The organism is Streptomyces sp. NPDC099050 (assembly GCF_044759865.1).
Taxonomy (GTDB): Bacteria; Actinomycetota; Actinomycetes; order Streptomycetales; family Streptomycetaceae; genus Streptomyces.
In genome coordinates this window covers 40,091-58,786 of record NZ_JBIWAE010000012.1, presented here as the reverse complement: position 1 = coordinate 58,786, position 18,696 = coordinate 40,091, and the positions used below count along the sequence as shown (strand labels likewise).

Here is an 18,696-nt window from a genome sequence, read left to right as displayed (position 1 = left end):
CTATGCACCGTGTACTCGGTGACCGCAGGGCCATCCTGATCCTCCTGGGCCCCGCCCTGCTCGTCTACTCCCTCATCATGCTGGTCCCGATGGTGTGGTCACTGGGCTACTCCTTCACCAAGGGCAACTCGATCGACGGCTTCTCCGGCAACGGACTGGCCAACTTCGAGCGCCTGCTGACCGACCCCGCCGTCCACGAAGCCTTGTGGTTCACGCTCAAGTTCGCCTTCGTCGTCACGATCGGTCAGGTGCTCGCCGGCTACCTGCTCGCCCTGCTGTACGTCTTCTACCTCAAGCGGGCGTCGGCGCTCGTGCGCACCCTGGTCTTCTTCCCCGTGGTGCTGCCCACCGTCGCCGTGGGTCTGCTCTTCCAGAACCTGTTCCAGGTAGCCCCGCAGCCCGGTCCGGTCAACTCCCTCCTGGGTGCCCTCGGCCTGGAGCCGGTCGACTGGTTCGCGAGCGGCGGGACCGCCTTCTGGGTGCTGATCGTGATGGAGATCTGGCGTTCCATGGGCTTCTACGCCGTGCTGCTGTTCGCCGGCCTCGTGGACATACCCGACGAGGTACTGGAGTCCGCGCGCCTGGACGGGGCTTCGGGCCTGCGACTCGTACGCCACATCGTGCTGCCGCTGTCCTTCCCGGTCCTGATGTCGTCGCTGATCTTCAGCATCAACGGCACCCTGAAGATCTTCGACGCGGTCGTCGCCCTCACCAACGGCGGTCCGGGCAGCGCCACGACCCCACTGACCCTGTACATGTTCCAGACGTCCTTCACCTACGGCGAATACGGCTACGGCAGCACCATCGCGCTCCTGCTGACCGTGGTGAGCCTGCTGGTGTCGCTGGTCGTCTTCCGCCTCACGCGGCGCGACCTCACGAAGGGCTGACCCATGGCCGTTGACACACCCCTGAAGTCCACTCCGCGCGGTCACCGCCGCGGCCTCCCGGCCGCAGGCCGCCCGCCGCGCCGCCGCGGCAGGGCCCGACCGTGGGTGATGCGCGTCGTCGTCGCCCTGCTCCTGGTCGTCGAGACCTATCCCCTCGTGTGGATGTTCCTCACCTCGGTCAAGTCCAATGCCGACTACCTGAACAACCCGAGCTGGAGCCTGCCGACCACCTGGGAGTGGGGGAACTACACGGAGGCGTGGACGACCGGCAACATCGGCCTCTACGTCCAGAACAGCCTGATGGCGGTCGTCCCCTCCCTGGCACTCATCCTGCTCCTGGGCACCGCTGCCGGCTTCGCCCTGCAGATCATGGTGTGGAAGGGGCGGAGCCTCACCCTGGTGGTCTTCCTGGTGGGCATGATGGTGCCCCCGCAGATGATCCTCCTGCCCCTGTTCACCATCTACTTCCAGACCGGCCTCTCGGGCACCCTGTGGCCGCTGATCCTCACCTACACGGGCACCGGACTGCCGCTCACGGTGTTCATGATGGCGACCTATTACAAGACCGTGCCCAGGGAGCTGTTCGAGGCCGCCACCATCGACGGAGCCGGCATCCTGCGCGCCTTCTGGACCATCAGCCTGCCCGTGGTCCGCAACGCGGTCCTCACCGTCGCCCTCGTCCAGTTCTTCTTCATCTGGAACGACCTGCTGATCGCGCTGACCTTCACCAACAGCCAGGACCTCCGGACCGTCCAGGTCGGCCTGCTCAACTTCACCGCCGACTTCGGCGCGACCCAGTACGGCCCGCTCTTCGCGGCGATCTGCATCAACGTCTTCGGCACCCTGGCGATCTACCTCTTCCTCAACCAGAAGGTGATGAAGGGCCTGACCGGCGGAGCGGTGAAGGGATGACGATGACGACAGACACCACCGCCCACCTCGCCCGACCGCCCGCGGGCGGGCCCTCCGCCCCATCGGCCCGGCCCGGGCCGGTGTCGTTCGAGCACCTGCCGGACGGCCTCGGCATCGGCGTCGCCGCACCTCGCCTGACGTGGCAGCTGCCGGCCGGCACCGGACCGCAGGACGCGTACGAACTCGAACTCGACCGCGGCGGCCACCGCCACCGCACCGCCCGTATCGACAGCGCCGAGACGGTCCTCGTCCCCTGGCCCGGCGCATGCCTCGCCTCACGGGAGCGGGTGACCGTCCGCGTCCGGGTCTGGACCGGCGACGCGGCCCAGCCGTCACCGTGGAGCGCACCCGCCGCCGTCGAGGCGGGCCTCCTCGATCCCGCGGACTGGCGAGCCGTCCCCGTCGGTGCCGCCTGGCCGGAGGACCACGACGCCGAGCGGCGCCCGGCACGGGTCCGCAAGGACTTCCGGATCGAGCGGTCCGTCAGCCGGGCGCGTCTCTACGTCACCGCGCACGGACTGTACGAGGCCGAGATCAACGGCCGCCGCGTCGGCGACGACGCACTCGCCCCGGGCTGGACCGTCTACCCGGAGCGGCTGCGCTACCGCACCTACGACGTGACCGGTCACCTCGCCGAGGGCACCAACACCATCGGCGCCTGGCTCGGCGACGGCTGGTACCGGGGCCGGTACGGCTTCGACGGCGGCACCCGCAACATCTACGGCACCGACCAGTCCCTCATCGCCCAGCTGGAGATCACCCACGACGACGGCGCCACCACCGTCATCGCCACGGACGCCTCCTGGAGCGCCGCCCCCGGGCCGATCCTGACCAGCGGCCTGTACGAGGGGGAGGCGTTCGACGCCCGACTCGACGACCCGGCCTGGTCCACGCCGTCCGCGTCCGACACCGGCTCCTGGGAGCCGGTCCGCGTCGGGCTGCGAGACCCCCGCACCCTGGTCGCACCTGAGGGCCCCCCGGTACGCCGGACCCAGGAGATCGCCCCGGCCGCCATCACCCGTACCGGCGAGGGCCGTTACCTCCTCGATTTCGGCCAGAACCTCGTCGGCCGCCTCCGGATCACCGCCGATGGACCGGCCGACACCACCATCACCCTGCGCCACGCCGAAGTGCTGCAGGACGGGAAGCCGGCCACGCGCCCACTGCGCGAGGCGGTCTCCATCGACACCCTCGTCCTGTCCGGCGACGGGCCCTACACCTGGGAGCCCCGCTTCACCCTGCACGGATTCCGCTACGCGGAAGTTGACGGCTGGCCCGGCGAATTGAGTGCCGATGACGTGACCGCCCGGGTCTACCACACCGACATGCGGCGCACCGGCTGGTTCGAGTGCAGCGACCCCCTGGTCAACCGGCTGCACGAGAACGTCGTGTGGAGCATGCGCGGCAACTTCGTCGACATCCCCACCGACTGCCCCCAGCGCGACGAACGCCTCGGCTGGACCGGCGACATCCAGGTCTTCGCCCCCACCGCCAGCTTCCTCTACGACTGCGCCGGCATGCTCGACTCCTGGCTCACCGACGTCCGCCTGGAACAACTGCCCGACGGCACGGTTCCCTGGTACGTGCCCGTCATACCGGGCGCACCCATGTGGACGCCGATCCAGCCGGGCGCCGCCTGGGGCGACGTCGCCACCCTCACCCCCTGGGTGCTCTACCAGCGCTTCGGAGACCTCCAACTCCTGCGCCGCCACTACCCCATGGGCAAGGCCTGGGTCGACCTGCAGGAGCGCCTGGCCGGCCCGGGCCGCCTGTGGGACACCGGATTCCAGCTCGGCGACTGGCTCGATCCCGCGGCGCCACCGGAAGACCCCGCCGCCGGGCTCACCGACCGGTACCTGGTCGCCACGGCGTACTTCGCCCATTCCGCCCGCCACTTGGCCCGGGCCGCGGCGGAACTCGGCAACGCAACCGACGCCGAGAGGTACACCGAGCTGGCCGACGACGTCGTATCCGCCTTCCGCCGCGCCTACGTGCTGCCCTCCGGGCGCATGACCAGCGACACCCCCACCGCCTACGCGCTGGGCCTCGTCTTCGACCTGCTCGCGCCCGAACAGCGCTCGACCGCCGGTGACCGGCTGGCCCGGCTCGTGCTCGACGGCGATGCCCGCATCGCGACCGGTTTCGTGGGAACGCCGCTGATCTGCGACGCCCTCACCGATACCGGCCATCTCGACGTCGCCTATCGACTGCTCCGGCAGACCGAGTGTCCTTCGTGGCTCTACCCCGTGACCCAGGGCGCCACGACGATCTGGGAACGCTGGGACAGCCTGCGGCCCGACGGCAGCCTCAATCCGGGCGGCATGACCTCCTTCAACCACTACGCCCTGGGAGCCGTCGCCGACTGGCTGCACCGCGTGGTCGGCGGCATCGTCCCCGTCGCGCCCGGCTCCCGCGCACTCGTCTTCCGCCCGCGCCCCGGGGGCGACATCACCTGGGCCCGCACCCGCCATCAGACCCCGTACGGCACAGCCGCCCTGTGCTGGGAACAGGCCGCCGACGCCACGATGACCGTGCAGGTCACCGTGCCCGCGGGCTGCACCGGAACCGTGGAACTTCCCGGCCGCCCACCGCATGCTCTGGGCCCCGGCGAGCACACGCTCAGTACCGCGGTCGACGGTCCCAAGGCGGCATGAGGGCGTTGCGTTCCTGATCGTCCCCGCCCCGGGGCGAGAGCCCCCACCCAAGCCGGGGCCGGCCGTGCCCTGACACACGGCCGGCCCCTCTTCACCGTCCACGACGGCCCGCACATTCGGTTCGGAGACCCGCCATGAACAACCGCAAGCCCGACGCCGCCTCAGCTGTCACGACAGACGCCGTCATCACGGCCGGCCCCGCACCCGAGGTCTCCACCACCTCGCGTCCTTCCGCCGAGGACCGCGCCGATGCCCTGCTCGCGCGCATGAGCGCCGCCCAGAAGGAGTCGCTCGTACGCGCCGACTTCGCATCCCTGGAGGAGCTCGGCATCCCCGCGCTGACCATGGTCGACGCATCCGCGGGCCTGCGGGGCGAACAGAACGTGACCGCCTTCCCGGTGCCGGTCGCCCAAGCCGCCACCTTCGACGAAGAGCTGGCCGGCCGGCTCGGGGAGGCCATCGGCGCGGAAGGCCACGCCAAGGGCTACAACAACCTGCTGGGACCCACGGTGGACCTCGTCCGGACCTGGCACTTCGGCCGCCAGGCCGAGACCCTCGGGGAAGACCCCCTGCTCGCCGGGCGATTGGGAGCCGCCCTCACGGCCGGGATGCAGAGCCGCCACGTGACCGCGACCGTCAAGCACTTCGCCGCGTACACGCAAGAGGCCGGACGGCTCTCCACCGACACCCGCGTCCCCGAGCGGGCCCTGTACGAGATCTACCAGGCCCCGTTCCGCCACGTCGTGGCGGCGGTCCCGTACACGTCGGTGATGCTGGCCTACCCGAAGATCAACGGTACGTTCGCGACGCAGAGCCCCGCACTGCTCTCGGACCTCAAGGACGGCATCGGGCTGCGTGGTTACACGGTGCCCGACTTCTGGGCGGGCGACGACCAGATCGCCGCGGTCCGGGCGGGCATGGACCTCGCGGGCCTCGGACCGGTCGGCGTGAAGATCCCCGCCGGCGGCCTGACGGACGGCTCGATCCCCGCGACCCGGCTCCACGACGCCGCTCGCCGTATCCTCGTCACCCTCTTCGCCACCGGCCTCTTCGACCACCCCGTCACGGAACCGGACGCCGATGTCAGCACCGCACAGCACCGAGCGCTCGCGGTCGAGGCCGCGGTGTCGAGCACCGTTCTGCTGACCAACCGCCGCGGGGCCCTGCCGCTGCCGACCGCGCTGACGTCCCTCGCCGTCATCGGCCCAGCCGACACTGACGCCCTCACAGGCGTCAGCGGGTCCACCTACGTCGACCCCGGCGCCTGGACCACACCCCTCCAGGCCATTCGCGCACGCGCCGGCGAGGACGTACTCGTCACGCAGGCCCAGGGCACCCTCGGAGACATTCCGCTCGCCGTCGTCCCGCAGACCTCTCTGCGCACCGCCGCCGGCGCCGCCGGGCTGGACGGCACCTACTACGCCGGTCCCGACGCCTCCGGCACCCCCGTGCTGAGAAGGACCGACGCGACGGTCGACTTCGCGGTCACCCCGGACGAGGGCCTTCCCGAGATCTGGTCCGCGACCTGGACCGGCACGCTGACGCCCACCGCCGACGGTTCGCACCGCTTCTCGCTGCTGCCCGCCGGCACCGTGAAGCTGACGGTCGACGGCGTCACCGTCGTCTCGGGCACCCGACACTGCCGCCGCTTCTTCCTCGGCACCTACGACTACCCCCTCCAGGGCGCCATCGAGCTGACCGCGGGCCACCCGGTCACCGTGGAGCTGGAGTACACCAACGCCACCGCGGAGACCGGCACGTGCGGTCTGACCCTCGGCTGGCAGCCCGACTCCCTCATCCCGGCCGCCGTGGAGACCGCGCGAGCCGCCGACGCGGCCGTCGTCGTCGTCAACCGGATCGCCGGCGAGGACATGGACCACCACCGGCTCGACCTGCCAGGTGACCAGAACCAGCTGATCAGCGCCGTCGCCGCCGTGAACCCGCGCACCATCGTGGTCCTCAACACCGACGGCCCCGTGGCCATGCCCTGGCTCGACGACGTGGAGGCCGTGCTGCACGTCTGGTACGGCGGACAGGGCATGGGCACGGCCCTCGCCCAGATCCTCTTCGGCGACACCGACCCCACCGGGCGGCTCCCCGTCACCTTCCCCGCGGCTCCCTCGCAGGGTCCGGGCACCGCATCCGCCTCCTACCCCGGTACCGGCGGCGCCGTCTCCTACGACGAGGGAACCGCGGTCGGCTACCGCTTCTACGACGCCGAGGGGCAGCAGCCCCTGTTCCCCTTCGGCCACGGCCTCTCGTACTCGTCCTTCGCGTACGGCTCCCTGGCCATCGCTCGCGGCGAGCACGAGACGAGCACCACCGTCTCGGTCACCCTCACGAACACCGGCTCGCGGGAGGGCACCGAGGTCGTCCAGGTGTACGCCACCCTCCCCGAGCCCGCACGAGCCGAGCCGCGCCGCCTCGTGGCGTTCCGCAAGATCGCTTTGAGGGCGGGGGAGTCCAGGCGCCTCACCTTCACCGTCCCGGAGCAGGACCTGACCGTGTGGGACTCGGGGACCTGGGTCCTCACGCCCGGCACCTACGGCTTCGCGGTGGGCAGCTCGTCGAGGAGCCTCGCCGCGGAGCAGTCCGTCCCACTGGGCTGACGCCCGTCCACGCGTGCACGTAGGCCCCCTCACCTCATGGGTGAGGGGGCCTACGTGTACGTGTGTCAGCGCCCGCCGAGCAGCACCACCTCCAGTGCGCGGGGGCCGTGCACCCCCTCGACCCGGTCCAGCTCGATGTCGCTGGTCGCGGACGGACCCGAGATCCAGGTGAGCGGCCGGGCCGGATCGAGCCGTTCGAGGGCCTGGGGGAGGGAGGAGACGACCTGGTCCGGAACGCGGACGACGCAGATGTGATGGTCGGGCATCAGCGTGATGCGACGGCGCCCCTGGTCGGGGGAGCCGTCCAGGACCAGGGTGCCGGTCTCCGCGATGGCTACGGCGCATCCGGTGACGACGCTGTCGACCTTCTCCAGTTCGTAGGCGCTGCTCGCAGCCCGATCATGGACGCGGGTGACTTCGCTCGCCCGGAGCCAGTCCGCCGGCAGCGCCGGTGGGACCAGGACGCTCGTCGCACCGCGCTCGGTGAGCAGCCGGGCGAGCAGGGCCGGCAGCCCTTGGGCATCCGTGCGGTGCACCACGGCCCGGTAGTCGGCGAGGTTCTCGGCAAGGAGTGCGGAGGTCTCCTCCGGGCTGCGCGCCCCGTGCACGCGCAGATAGTCGCGGGTGACGGCATCCGCGTACGCGTCGTCGCCGGCGGGTACGTCGGCCAGCGCCCGCCTGATGCGGCCGAGAACGATCTCTCTCCTGCTCACTGCGCCTCTCCCTTTCCACCGTTCGTACGCTGCCACCAGTCGCGGAAGGGCTCCACGGGCATCTCGGGAAGATCCCGGCTCGCCGTCCAGGCCCGTCCCGGGCCCGGGAGCGTACGGGGGTGGAGGCGGCGGGTGCGGGCAGCGAACCGTTGACCGGTGCGCAAGGCGCCCGGGCTGCCCAGCACCCAGCGGGCCGCGCGCATCGCCGCCCGCTCCGCCGCGTGTCCCCGGGCGGGCCTGAGGACGACCTTCTCGCCGCGGGTAACCGTCGGGCCGCCCTGCGCGACGCGCTCCCGCAGGTGAACCAGGACCTCGGGGATGTCGATGGCGACCGGGCACACGTCGTAGCAGGCGCCGCACAGCGAGGAGGCGTAGGGCAGCGAGGCATCGATCTCGGAAGTGGTGCCGCGCAGTTGGGGGCTGAGGATGGCGCCGATGGGCCCGGGGTAGACGGAGCCGTAGGCGTGGCCGCCGGCGCGCTCGTACACCGGGCAGACGTTGAGGCAGGCGGAGCAGCGGATGCAGCGCAGCGCCTGGCGGCCGACCTCGTCGGCGAGGGTGTCGGTGCGGCCGTTGTCGAGCAGCACCAGGTGGAAGGCGCTCGGCCCGTCGCCGTCGGCCGTGCCGGTCCACGTGCTCGTGTACGGGTTCATGCGCTCGGCCGTCGAGGACCGCGGCAGGGTCTGGAGGAAGACCTCCAGGTCCCGCCAGGTCGGCACGACCTTCTCGATGCCGACGACGGAGATGAGGGTCTCGGGCAGCGTCAGGCACATGCGGCCGTTGCCCTCCGACTCGACGACGACGAGGGTGCCGGACTCGGCGACCATGAAGTTCGCCCCCGAGATCGCGACCTTCGCGCGCAGGAACTTCTCCCGCAGGTGCAGTCTGGCCGCCTCCGCGAGCTCGGCCGGCTCGTCGTTAAGACCGTCCGGTGCCGGACGGCCCCATTTCCCCATCGTGTCGTGGAAGATGTCGCGGATCTCGCCGCGGTTGCGGTGGATGGCGGGGACGAGGATGTGAGAGGGCCGGTCGTCGGCGAGCTGGACGATGAGCTCGGCGAGGTCGGTCTCGTAGGCCCGGATGCCCTCGGCCTCCAAGGCCTCGTTGAGGCCGATCTCCTGGGTGGCCATCGACTTGACCTTCACGACCTCGATCTCGCCGGTGGCCTTCACCAGGTCCGCGACGATCCGGTTGGCCTCGGCGGCGTCGCAGGCCCAGTGAACGATGCCACCGGCGGCCGTGACGGCTTCCTCCAACTGGACCAGGTAGCGGTCGAGGTGACGGAGCGTGTGGTCCTTGATCTGCTTCCCCGCCTCCCGCAGGGCCGCCCAGTCCTCGAGTTCACCGACGGCGCGGGCCCGTTTGTCGCGGATGGTGTGGGTGGCGTGCCGGAGGTTGGCACGCAGCCGCTCGTCCCCGACGGCCTCACGGGCCGCTTTCGGGAACGCCGGCATTCCTACGAAGGTTCCGCTCACAGCACGGACCTCCCTTCCGTGCTCGCGAGGATCTCCGCGAGATGGACCGGCCGCATGCCCACCTTCAGCCGGGACATGGTCCCGCCGAGGTGCATCAGACACGAGTTGTCCGCCGCGCAGAGCGCCTCCGCGCCCGTCGACTCGGCGTTGCGGACCTTGTCGGCACCCATCGCGGCCGAGACGTCGGCGTTCTTCACGGCGAAGGTGCCGCCGAAGCCGCAGCACTCGTCCGCACCCGGAAGTTCGACCAGCTCCAGGCCTTTGACGGCACGCAGCAACCGGTACGGGCGCTCTCCCAGGCCGAGGCTGCGCAGCCCGTGGCAGGTCGGGTGGTAGGTGACGGTGTGGGGGTAGTACGCGCCGACGTCCGTCACCCCCAGCACGTCCACGAGGAACTCCGTCAGCTCGTACGTCGCGGGGACCACGGGGGCCAGGGTGGCGGACAGGGCCCCGCCCCGGCCCTCGGCCCGCGCCCGGTCGCCCATGCGCGGGTACGACTCGCGCACCATCGCGGCGCACGACCCGGACGGCGTGACGATCGCGTCGTAACCGGAGAACACCTGGGCGAAGTGCAGGGCGAGCGGTTCGGCCTCGTGCCGGTAGCCGGTGTTGTAGTGCGCCTGCCCGCAACAGGTCTGGGCCATGGGGAAGTCGACGTCGACGCCCAGCCGGGTCAGGAGCTTCACCACCGCCTTGCCGGTGTCGGGGTACAACGTGTCGTTCAGACAGGTCAGGAAGAGGGCGACACGCATGGTGCTCCTTCGTATCGATGACTGCTGGACTGTAGGCGGGCGCGGGGGACACTTCGACCCGCGCCCACCCACAGTGGTCAGGGCGGGGTGATCCGTTCGGCGGCGGCGGCCCAGGCAGCTCGGTCACCGGCCGGTTCGTAGCGGGTGAGGGGCTGGGAACGCGTCACCAGCTCCCGCATGGCCGCTCGATCGCCGACGAGGCCCTGGGCGCGTGCCTGTACGAGCACGTTTCCGAGGGCTGCCGCCTCCGCCGGGCCGGCCACCACCGGCAGTCCGCACGCGTCGGCCGTCAACTGGCACAGCAGGGCGTTGCGTGCTCCTCCCCCCACGATGTGAATGACGTCGACCTCCCGGTCGGCGAGGCGCTGTGCGTCCCGCACCGCCGCACGGTGGGCGAGTGCCAGGGAGTCGAGGATGCACCGGGTCGTCTCGGCGGGTGTGCGCGGCACCGGCCGGCCCGACCTTCGGCACGCCTCGGCAATGCGCTGTGGCATCCGGCCGGGGGCAAGGAAGGCGGGGTCGGCGGCGTCCACCACGGACACGAGGCCGGGAACCTCCGCGGCGGCCTGCAGCAGCGGAACGAGACCGGCGCCTTCCCATTCCCGCACGCACTCCTGCAGGAGCCACAGCCCCATGACGTTGCGCAGGTAGCGCACGGTCCCGTCGATGCCCAGTTCGTTGGTGAAGTTCGCACGGCGGCTCGCTTCGGTCAGGACGGGCGAGCCGAGCTCCAGACCGACCAACGACCAAGTGCCGGTGCAGATGTACGCGAAGCGCTCGTCGCGCGCCGCGGGGACGGCGACGACGGCCGACGCGGTGTCGTGCGAAGCGACCGTGGTGACCGGCACCGGACCGGCCACCCCCGTGGCGTCGAGGACCTCGGGCAGCAGGAGGCCCGCGGGATCGCCGGGACGCCGCAGGGGCGTGAACAGGCTGAGGTCGATGTCCGCGGCATCCGCGACGGCGTACGACCAGCTTCCGGTGCGCGGGTCGAGCAGTTGGGTGGTGGAGGCATTGGTGAGCTCGGTTCCCTCCTGGCCCGTCAGCCAGTACGAGATCAGGTCCGGGATCAGCAGGAGCCGCCGTGCGGCGGCCAACTGCGCCGTGCCGCGGGCGGCCGTCAGTTGGTACAGCGTGTTGAAGGGCGCGTGCTGAATGCCGGTCTGCGCGTACAGCCGATCGGCCGGCGCCACCGACCACACCTTCTCGGGGACTCCCTCGGTGCGGGCGTCCCGGTAGTGCACGGGATTCCCGAGCAGTGCGCCGTCGTCGTCGATCAGCCCGTAGTCCACGGCCCAGCTGTCGATCCCGACCGAGGCGAGGCGTCCGCCGGTGGTGGCTCCGGCCGCGCGCAGTCCGTCGAGGACGCCCGCGTACAGCCTAAGGATGTCCCAGTGCAGCGTGGCACCGGCACGCACCGGCCGGTTGGGGAAGCGATGGGCCTCGGCCAGCTCCAGGGTGCCGGGGCCGACGCGGCCGACCATGACGCGTCCGCTGGACGCGCCGAGGTCGACCGCGGCGAACGGCTGCGGCTCCGTGCTCATCGCAGGAACGCGGCGGCGACGCCGGCGTCGACGGGGACGTGCAGGCCGGTGGTGTGGCTGAGGTCGCCACTGGTGAGCACGAGCACCGCGTTCGCGACGTGCTCGGGCAGGACCTCGCGCTTGAGGAGGGTGCGCTGGGCGTAGAACTCGCCGAGCTTCTCCTCCTCGATGCCGTACGTGGCGGCACGCTGGGCACCCCAGCCGCCGGCGAAGATCCCCGAGCCCCGGACGACACCGTCGGGGTTGACCCCGTTCACGCGGATGCCGTGCTCTCCGAGTTCGGCGGCGAGCAGTCGGACCTGGTGTGCCTGGTCGGCCTTGGTGGCGGAATAGGCGATGTTGTTCGGGCCGGCGAAGACGGCGTTCTTGGACGCGATGTAGACGATGTCGCCGCCCAGGCCCTGGTCCCGCATGATCCGCGCGGCCTCGCGGGAGACGAGGAAGGAGCCGCGGGCCATGATGTCGTGCTGGAGGTCCCAGTCCTTGGCGGTGGTCTCCAGGAGGGGCTTGGAGATGGAGATGCCCGCGTTGTTGACGACGAGGTCGACGCCGCCGAAGGCCAGCAGAGCCTCCTGGAACGCGCCGGTGATCTGCTCTTCCGAGGTGACGTCGACACGGACCGCCACGGCCCTGTCAGGGCCGCCGAGCTCCTCGGCGACGGCTGCGGCGTTGTCCCCGTTCAGATCGGCGACCACCACGCAGGCCCCCTCCGCCGCCAGCCGGTGGGCGATCGCCCTGCCGATGCCGCTGCCCGCGCCCGTGACCAGCGCGATGCGGGTGGCCAGCGGCTTGGGCGCGGGCATCCGCCGCAGCTTGGCCTCCTCCAGCTCCCAGTACTCGATGCGGAACTTCTCGGCCTCGTCGATCGGCAGGTAGCTGGAGACGGCCTCCGCGCCGCGCATCACGTTGATCGCGTTGACGTAGAACTCGCCCGCCACGCGCGCGGTCTGCTTGTCCTTGCCGAACGAGAACATGCCGACACCGGGCACCAGCACGATCGCGGGATCCGCACCGCGCAGGGCGGGGGAGCCGGTGGTCGCGTGGCGCCGGTAGTAGGCGGTGTACTCCTCGCGGTAGGCGAGGTGCAATTCCCTCAGGCGTGCGACGGCCGCGTCGAGGGGCGCGGTGGGCGGCAGGTCGAGGACCAGGGGCCGCACCTTGGTGCGCAGGAAGTGGTCGGGGCAGGAGGTGCCCAGCGCCGACAGCCTCGGGTGCTCGGCGCGGGAGACGAAGTCGAGTACGGCTTCACCGTCGTTGAAGTGCCCGACCTGCGCCCGGTCCTGTGAGGCGATGGCCCGGATGTGGGGAGCCAGGGCGGCGGCCCGGGCCCGGCGGTCCTCCTCCGGCAGCGGCTCGTAGCCACTGACGACCGGACCGAACGGCTCCGGCCGGCCACGCTCGACGAGGAACCGCTCGGCGGTGCGGATGATGTGCAGGGAATTGCGCCGGCACTCCTCACTGGAGTCGCCCCAGGCGGATATGCCGTGGCCGCCGAGGACACAACCGATGGCCTGCGGGTTCGCCTCCTTGACGGCGGCGATGTCCAGGCCGAGCTGGAAACCGGGCCGCCGCCAGGGCACCCACACCACCGTGTCCCCGAAGCACTCGGCGGTCAGCTTCTCCCCGTCCGCCGCGCAGGCCAGTGCGATGCCCGAGTCCGGGTGGAGGTGGTCGACGTGCGCGGCGTCCACCAGGCCGTGCATCGCCGTGTCGATGGAAGGCGCGGCCCCGCCCTTGCCGTGCAGGCAGTAGTCGAAGGCGGCCCCCATCTCGTCCTCGCGCTCCACGCCGGGATAGACGTCCACGAGCGCGCGCAGCCGGTCGAGGCGCAGGACGGCGAGCCCGTCCTCCGTGAGGGTGCCGAGGTCGCCCCCCGAGCCCTTGACCCACATCAGCTCGATGTCGCCGCCGGTGACGGGGTCGGTGGTGGTGCCCTTCGCGGAGGTGTTGCCGCCCGCGAAATTGGTGTTGCGTGCGTCCGCGCCGAGCTGGTGAGAGCGCTCCAGCAGGGAGGCGGCTTCCGGGTGCAGGGTCATATCGCTACGTGTCCTCAGGTCCGTGACGGGGGTGGGGTGGGGTCGGGTGAGGTGGGCGTACGGGCGGCGGGGCTCACGCACCCCAGCCCGCCTGCGCGCCGCCGACCCGCTCGGCGGCCGTCTGCTGCGCCCAGCCGGAGCGGTGGTACGCGCCGACCGGGTCGGCGTCCAGGCCCAGCTCTTCCCGTACCTCGGCGAGCAGGGGCCGTACATCGGTGTTGAAGGCGTCCATGAGGACCGCGTTCGCGGCCAGGACGTCGCCGGAGCGCTGGGCCGCGGCCAGTGCGTCCCGGTCGACGAGGAGGGCCTTCGCGGTCGCCTCCTGCACGTTCATCACCGAGCGGATGATCGCGGGGATCTTCGCCTCGATGTTGTGGCACTGGTCGAGCATGAACGCCACGTCCGGCGTGAAGCCTCCGCCGCGGATCACCTCGTACATGATCCGGAAGAGCTGGAAGGGGTCCGCGGCGCCCACCATCAGGTCGTCGTCGGCGTAGAAGCGCGAGTTGAAGTCGAACGCGCCGAGCTTCCCTTCGCGCAGCAGCGTCGCGACGATGAACTCGATGTTGGTGCCCGGCGCGTGGTGCCCGGTGTCCACGACGACCTGCGCCCGCTCGCCCAGCTTGAGGCAGTGCGCGTACGCGGTGCCCCAGTCCGGTACGTCCGTGGCGTAGAAGGCGGGCTCGAAGAACTTGTACTCCAGGAGCATCCGCTGGTCCTCGCCCAGCCGGCCGTAGACCTCGGCGAGAGCCTCGGCCAGACGGTCCTGGCGGGTGCGGAGGTCGTCCTGGCCGGGGTAGTTGGTGCCGTCCGCGAACCACAGCTTCAAGTCCCTGGACCCGGTGGCGTCCATGATGTCCACGCACTCCAGGAGGTGCCCGACGGCCTTCTTCCGGACCTTCGGATCGGGGTGGCAGACACTGCCCAGCCGGTAGTCGTCGTCCTGGAAGACGTTCGCGTTGATCGCGCCCAGACGCAGTCCCCGCCGGGCCGCGTCCGCGGCGAGAGCCCCGTAGTCGTCCACACGGTCCCACGGGATGTGCAGGGCGACGCTCGGAGCGGCCCCAGTCAGCTCGTGGACCTTGGCGGCGTCGTCGAGCTTCTCCTGCGGAGTACGGGGTACGCCGGGCTGCGGGAAGACCTTGAAGCGGGTGCCGGAATTGCCGTACGCCCACGACGGCGTCTCGATGGCCTGGGTCTTCAGGGCAGCCTTCACGGCGGCGTGGTCGGTCACTGGTGCTCCTGCGGCGCGGGAATGAAACGATTCAATTTCTGATCGGGAAGCTATGAGCTCACTTGTGGGCTTGTCAAGAACGTTCAGGTCACACCGGTAGGAACCGCCTGGTCGTGATGCGGGCGGAGCGATTAAAACGATTCATCACGTAGGCTGGACGTCTGTTGTCAGCTGTCGGCTTGTGCTGCTTGGAGGTCTGGGCCCATGGCCCCATCAGTGGGGATCAAGGACGTCGCCCGTGCTGCCGGGGTGTCCGTGGGGACGGTCTCGAACGTGATCAACCGTCCGGACTCGGTTCCCGAGGCCACCAGGAGCCGGGTGCGGTCCGCGATCGACCGGCTCGGCTACGTACGCAGCGAGTCCGCGCGCCAGCTGCGCGCGGGCCACAGCCGCATCCTGGGACTGCTCGTCCTCGACATGGCCAACCCCTTCTTCCTCGACATCGCCAAGGGTGCCGAACGGGCTGCGCGCCGGGCGGGCCTCGGCGTCATGGTCTGCAACAGCGGGCAGAGCCCGGCCGAGGAGGCCGAGTACCTCGCGCTGTTCGCCGAGCAGCGGGTGCGGGGGGTTCTCCTCACGCCCGCCGATGCCACGGGCCGCAACCTCGAGGCGTTCCGCCGGCACGGCATTCCCTTCATCGTCGTCGACCGGGTGGCCGAAGGCGCCGACCAGTGTTCGGTCTCGGTCGACGACGTGGTCGGCGGGGCCCTGGCCGTGCGCCACCTCATCGACGCCGGGCACCGTGCCATCGGCTACGTTTCCGGGCCCGAGGAACTCAGCCAGGTCAGGGACCGGCGCACCGGGGCATGGAACGCGCTGGATGAAGCCGGCCTGCCGCGGTCGGCGCTGTTCGAGCTGCCGACCGGAAACCTCGACGTCGCCGCGGGCAGGGACGCGGGTTCCCGCTTCCTGGGCCTGTCCGACCGGCCGACCGCGGTCTTCTGCGCCAACGACCTGATGGCTCTCGGATTCCTCCAGACCATGTACGCGGCGGGCGTCCGCGTCCCTGACGACGTGGCGCTCGTCGGCTACGACGACATCGAGTTCGCCGCGGCCGCCGCGGTCCCACTGACGTCCGTGCGGCAGCCGGCCGTCACCATGGGCACGATGGCGGCCGAGCTGCTGCTCGAGGAGACGGGGACGGCCGGTGCCGCACACGAGCACCAACGCATCGTGTTGCAGCCTGAACTGGTGGTACGCGGCTCCACCCTGTCCGCACGTTGATACCGGCGGTGCGCGGCCGCGGCCGCTGGCACCGGACGGCGGACGGCGGACGGCGGACGGCGGACGGCGGTCAGCCGAGGGTGAGGGTCCGCTGCCCGGTGATATCTCGGGACGCACGCGCCGCGGCGAAGGTGTAGAGCCCGGGAACGAGTGTCCAGTTGCCCGAGTTCCACACCATCAGGTCTTCGGGTGCGATGGTGAAGACGAGGCGCTGAGCGGCACCTCGGTCCAGGGACACCTTGCCGAACGCGACCAGGCGACGCGGTTCGGCCGAGGCCGCGCCGGGCAAGGTGGCGTAGATCTGCACGACCTCGGTGCCGGGGCGGTTGCCGGTGTTCGTGACGGTCACCGCGAAGGTCACGCTCCTCTTGGCGGGGTCGAAGGCTGCTTCAAGGGACCCGTGGGCGAACGTCGTGTAGGACAGGCCGTGGCCGAAGGGGAACAGGGGCTGCTGTCCCCTGGCGTCGTAGTAGCGGTACCCGACGGCGATCCCCTCGTCGTAGGAGACGGTCGCGTTCTGACCCGGGTAGGTCGCGAGGGTTGCCCCTGGGCCTTGGGTGGCACCGGCCGGGAAGGTGACGGGAAGGCGTCCGGAGGGATCACTGTCGCCGAAGAGGACTGCGGCCAGTGCCGTTCCCATTCCCCGCCCGCCGTACCACGCCTGCACGACGGACTCGACCTGATCCAGCCATGGCATCGCAACGGGACCGTCGGTGTTGAGGATGACGATGGTGCGGGGATTGGCCGCCGCTACGGCGGCAATGAGCTGGTTCTGGTCTCCGGGCAGGTCCAGCCGCCCGTGATCCATGGCCTCGCCGGCCACCCGGTTGGCGAAGACCACGGCGGCGTCAGCGGCGCGCGCGGCCTGGACGGCTGCCGGAATGCCGGAGGCCGGCTGCCAACCGAGGGCGAGGCCGCACGTGCCCGGGTCGGCCGCGGCAGTGCTGTACACGAGCTCCACGGACACCGCTCGGCCTGCCGTCAGATCGACCGTTCCCTGGAGCGGGTAGTCGTAGGGGCCGAGGAAGAAGCGCCGAGTGCCTCGGGAGCCCGTGACCACCGTGACCCCGTCGATCTTCAGCGTGGCCGTGCCGGCGGGCAGGAGGGAGAAGCGGTGCAATCCGGTGTGAGTCGGAGTGAGGGTGCCCGACCAGCGCGCGGACCAGGCTCCGGGCAGCCCGTCCACCGGGGCGGCACTGAAGTCGACGGCCGTTTCCGTACGGGTGGCAACGGGGGTGCCCGTCGGGTCGGCACGCGCGTAGTAGCGCGCGCTGAGCCCTGCGGCTCCGCCGTCGGTACGCAGCACGCTGGAAGGGACGACGGCCAGGGGGACGTCGCCCGTCGACCCCTGGACGTGCGTGACCTTGACGGCGGCGCCCGCCCGGGAACGGATGGCATCCAACGGCGTGGTCCAGTCACCGGGGTCCACGTAGCTGGAACCCGCGACGCCCGTGAAGGCATCGGAGCCTGCCGGGCCGATGACGGCCAGTGACTGGAGGGAGGGCGGAAGGGGCAGGGCGGCGGCGCGGTTGGCGAGAAGGACGGTCGAGGAGACGGCGGCCTCGTGGGCGAGGCTCTTGTGTTCCGGCGTACTGACGTCCTGTGCCGGGGCGGGCACCGGGTTGTCGACCAGGCCGTTCGCGAACATGGTGACGAGGATCCTGCGCGCTGCGTCGTTCAGCCGGGAGAGCGGGACGGCGCCGTTGGCGAGCGCACCAGGTGCCAGTTTGACGCCGGCGCTGCCCAGGCCCGCGAGGTCCATGCCCGCCTTGGCAGCCGCGACCTGATCGTCACCGGCCCAGAAGTCGGGGACGGTGTACCCCTGAAGGCCCAGACGGACCTTGACGTCGTCGAACAGGGCCGGACTCTGGGTCGCGAAGGTGCCGTTGACCTTCGGGTAGGACATCATCACGGACGTCGTCGGAGCGGCGCTGATGACATGGCGGAACGGCGCTTGGTACACCTCGTGAAGGGCCCGGTCGGAGACCAGACAGTTGACGAAGAAGCGGTCCACTTCCTGCGTGTAGCCCGCGAAGTGTTTGACCGTCGCGGTGACGTGGCGGCTCTGGATGGCGGTGGTAAGAGCTGCTCCGAGCCGTCCTGTGAGGAGTGGGTCCTCGCCCAGGCTCTCGGCTTGGCGTCCGAAGTGCCACGTTCGGACCAGGTCGACGGTCGGACCGAGGAGGTTGTTGTAGCCCTTGGCGCGCCCTTCTGTCCCGAGCGCGACGCCGATGCGGCGTGCCAGGTCCTCGTCGAAGGCCGCCGCTTGGGCGATGGGCACCGGGAAGGCGGTGACACCTTGCTCGCCCCGCAGGCCCGCGGACGCGTCGACCATGGACAGGGCGGGGATCCCGAGATGGCTCACGCCGGCGAAGTCGCAGCGGATCAGGGCCTCCTTCTCGGATGCCGTCATCCGGGCAAGGAGGGCGTCAGCCCGGGCGAATGCGGCGGGATCGGTCCCCGTGATCGCCGGGCCGGCGGCTGCGGGAGCCATGCTTACGGCGCTCACGGCGAGGGCGGTCGCGACGGCGGAGGTGAGAAAAGCTCGTCTGTTCATGGCGGTTCTCCGGGCAGAAGGGTCAACAGGTCGTCAGATCGCAACAGTTGGGGTGGATGCGCGATCTGGTGTGAACAAATGGCGGGGCGCGCCACCGCC

At 70.9% G+C, this 18,696-nt stretch carries 12 protein-coding genes; 5 read left to right on the top strand and 7 right to left on the bottom strand.

Going from position 1 to position 18,696, the window contains the following annotated elements; genetic code table 11:
- Positions 1–2 precede the first annotated feature (2 nt).
- The 4 genes from ACIQV3_RS20995 to ACIQV3_RS20980 all read left to right on the top strand — a co-directional run bounded on the left by ACIQV3_RS20995 (position 3) and on the right by ACIQV3_RS20980 (position 7,062).
- On the top strand, positions 3–887 hold the full coding sequence (locus tag ACIQV3_RS20995) for a carbohydrate ABC transporter permease (protein ID WP_403713925.1): 885 nt from the start codon (positions 3–5) through the stop codon (positions 885–887).
- 3 nt (positions 888–890) lie between these two features.
- Positions 891–1,799 carry a carbohydrate ABC transporter permease gene (locus ACIQV3_RS20990; protein WP_403713924.1) on the top strand — a complete coding sequence of 303 codons (909 nt, stop codon included), beginning with the start codon at positions 891–893 and terminating at the stop codon, positions 1,797–1,799.
- Positions 1,800–1,801: 2 nt separating this feature from the next.
- Positions 1,802–4,453, top strand: a complete 2,652-nt coding sequence (locus ACIQV3_RS20985; protein ID WP_403713923.1) for a family 78 glycoside hydrolase catalytic domain — start codon at positions 1,802–1,804, stop codon at positions 4,451–4,453.
- A gap of 134 nt (positions 4,454–4,587) precedes the next feature.
- The gene (locus tag ACIQV3_RS20980; protein WP_403713922.1) at positions 4,588–7,062 is read left to right on the top strand and encodes a beta-glucosidase H; all 2,475 of its coding nucleotides are present in this window, start codon (positions 4,588–4,590) and stop codon (positions 7,060–7,062) included.
- Between the two features lie 65 nt (positions 7,063–7,127).
- On the opposite strand, the gene ACIQV3_RS20975 is transcribed toward ACIQV3_RS20980, so the two are convergent.
- The 6 genes from ACIQV3_RS20975 to rhaI all read right to left on the bottom strand — a co-directional run bounded on the left by ACIQV3_RS20975 (position 7,128) and on the right by rhaI (position 14,816).
- On the bottom strand, positions 7,128–7,775 hold the full coding sequence (locus ACIQV3_RS20975) for a lactate utilization protein C (RefSeq protein WP_403713921.1): 648 nt from the start codon (positions 7,773–7,775) through the stop codon (positions 7,128–7,130).
- Positions 7,772–9,250: a lactate utilization protein B gene (locus ACIQV3_RS20970; RefSeq protein ID WP_403713920.1), complete on the bottom strand. Its 1,479-nt coding sequence runs from the start codon at positions 9,248–9,250 to the stop codon at positions 7,772–7,774. The genes ACIQV3_RS20975 and ACIQV3_RS20970 overlap by 4 nt, the downstream gene beginning before the upstream one ends.
- The gene (locus ACIQV3_RS20965; protein ID WP_403713919.1) at positions 9,247–10,002 is read right to left on the bottom strand and encodes a (Fe-S)-binding protein; all 756 of its coding nucleotides are present in this window, start codon (positions 10,000–10,002) and stop codon (positions 9,247–9,249) included. The genes ACIQV3_RS20970 and ACIQV3_RS20965 overlap by 4 nt, the downstream gene beginning before the upstream one ends.
- A 77-nt stretch (positions 10,003–10,079) precedes the next feature.
- Complete coding sequence (locus ACIQV3_RS20960) at positions 10,080–11,546, bottom strand: rhamnulokinase family protein (protein ID WP_403713917.1); 1,467 nt, start codon at positions 11,544–11,546, stop codon at positions 10,080–10,082.
- Positions 11,543–13,582: a bifunctional aldolase/short-chain dehydrogenase gene (locus ACIQV3_RS20955; RefSeq protein ID WP_403713916.1), complete on the bottom strand. Its 2,040-nt coding sequence runs from the start codon at positions 13,580–13,582 to the stop codon at positions 11,543–11,545. The genes ACIQV3_RS20960 and ACIQV3_RS20955 overlap by 4 nt, the downstream gene beginning before the upstream one ends.
- Positions 13,583–13,655: 73 nt before the next feature.
- Positions 13,656–14,816 carry an L-rhamnose isomerase gene (rhaI, locus tag ACIQV3_RS20950; RefSeq protein WP_403713915.1) on the bottom strand — a complete coding sequence of 387 codons (1,161 nt, stop codon included), beginning with the start codon at positions 14,814–14,816 and terminating at the stop codon, positions 13,656–13,658.
- Positions 14,817–15,020: 204 nt separating this feature from the next.
- On the opposite strand from rhaI, the gene ACIQV3_RS20945 reads away from it, so the two are divergent.
- Entirely contained in the window at positions 15,021–16,040 is a 1,020-nt protein-coding gene (locus tag ACIQV3_RS20945) for a LacI family DNA-binding transcriptional regulator (RefSeq protein WP_403713914.1), read from the top strand.
- 70 nt (positions 16,041–16,110) lie between these two features.
- Here the strand turns inward: ACIQV3_RS20945 and ACIQV3_RS20940 are convergent, their stop codons facing one another.
- Positions 16,111–18,597 carry a beta-glucosidase gene (locus tag ACIQV3_RS20940; RefSeq protein WP_403713913.1) on the bottom strand — a complete coding sequence of 829 codons (2,487 nt, stop codon included), beginning with the start codon at positions 18,595–18,597 and terminating at the stop codon, positions 16,111–16,113.
- Positions 18,598–18,696 lie beyond the last annotated feature (99 nt).

Coding starts and splice junctions, on each gene's coding strand:
- ACIQV3_RS20965 (WP_403713919.1), bottom strand. CDS start 10,002: ATGCGTGTCGCCCTCTTCCTGACCTGTCTGAACGACACGTTGTACCCC.
- ACIQV3_RS20945 (WP_403713914.1), top strand. CDS start 15,021: ATGGCCCCATCAGTGGGGATCAAGGACGTCGCCCGTGCTGCCGGGGTG.
- ACIQV3_RS20960 (WP_403713917.1), bottom strand. CDS start 11,546: ATGAGCACGGAGCCGCAGCCGTTCGCCGCGGTCGACCTCGGCGCGTCC.
- ACIQV3_RS20995 (WP_403713925.1), top strand. CDS start 3: ATGCACCGTGTACTCGGTGACCGCAGGGCCATCCTGATCCTCCTGGGC.
- ACIQV3_RS20980 (WP_403713922.1), top strand. CDS start 4,588: ATGAACAACCGCAAGCCCGACGCCGCCTCAGCTGTCACGACAGACGCC.
- ACIQV3_RS20955 (WP_403713916.1), bottom strand. CDS start 13,582: ATGACCCTGCACCCGGAAGCCGCCTCCCTGCTGGAGCGCTCTCACCAG.
- ACIQV3_RS20990 (WP_403713924.1), top strand. CDS start 891: ATGGCCGTTGACACACCCCTGAAGTCCACTCCGCGCGGTCACCGCCGC.
- ACIQV3_RS20940 (WP_403713913.1), bottom strand. CDS start 18,597: ATGAACAGACGAGCTTTTCTCACCTCCGCCGTCGCGACCGCCCTCGCC.
- ACIQV3_RS20985 (WP_403713923.1), top strand. CDS start 1,802: ATGACGACAGACACCACCGCCCACCTCGCCCGACCGCCCGCGGGCGGG.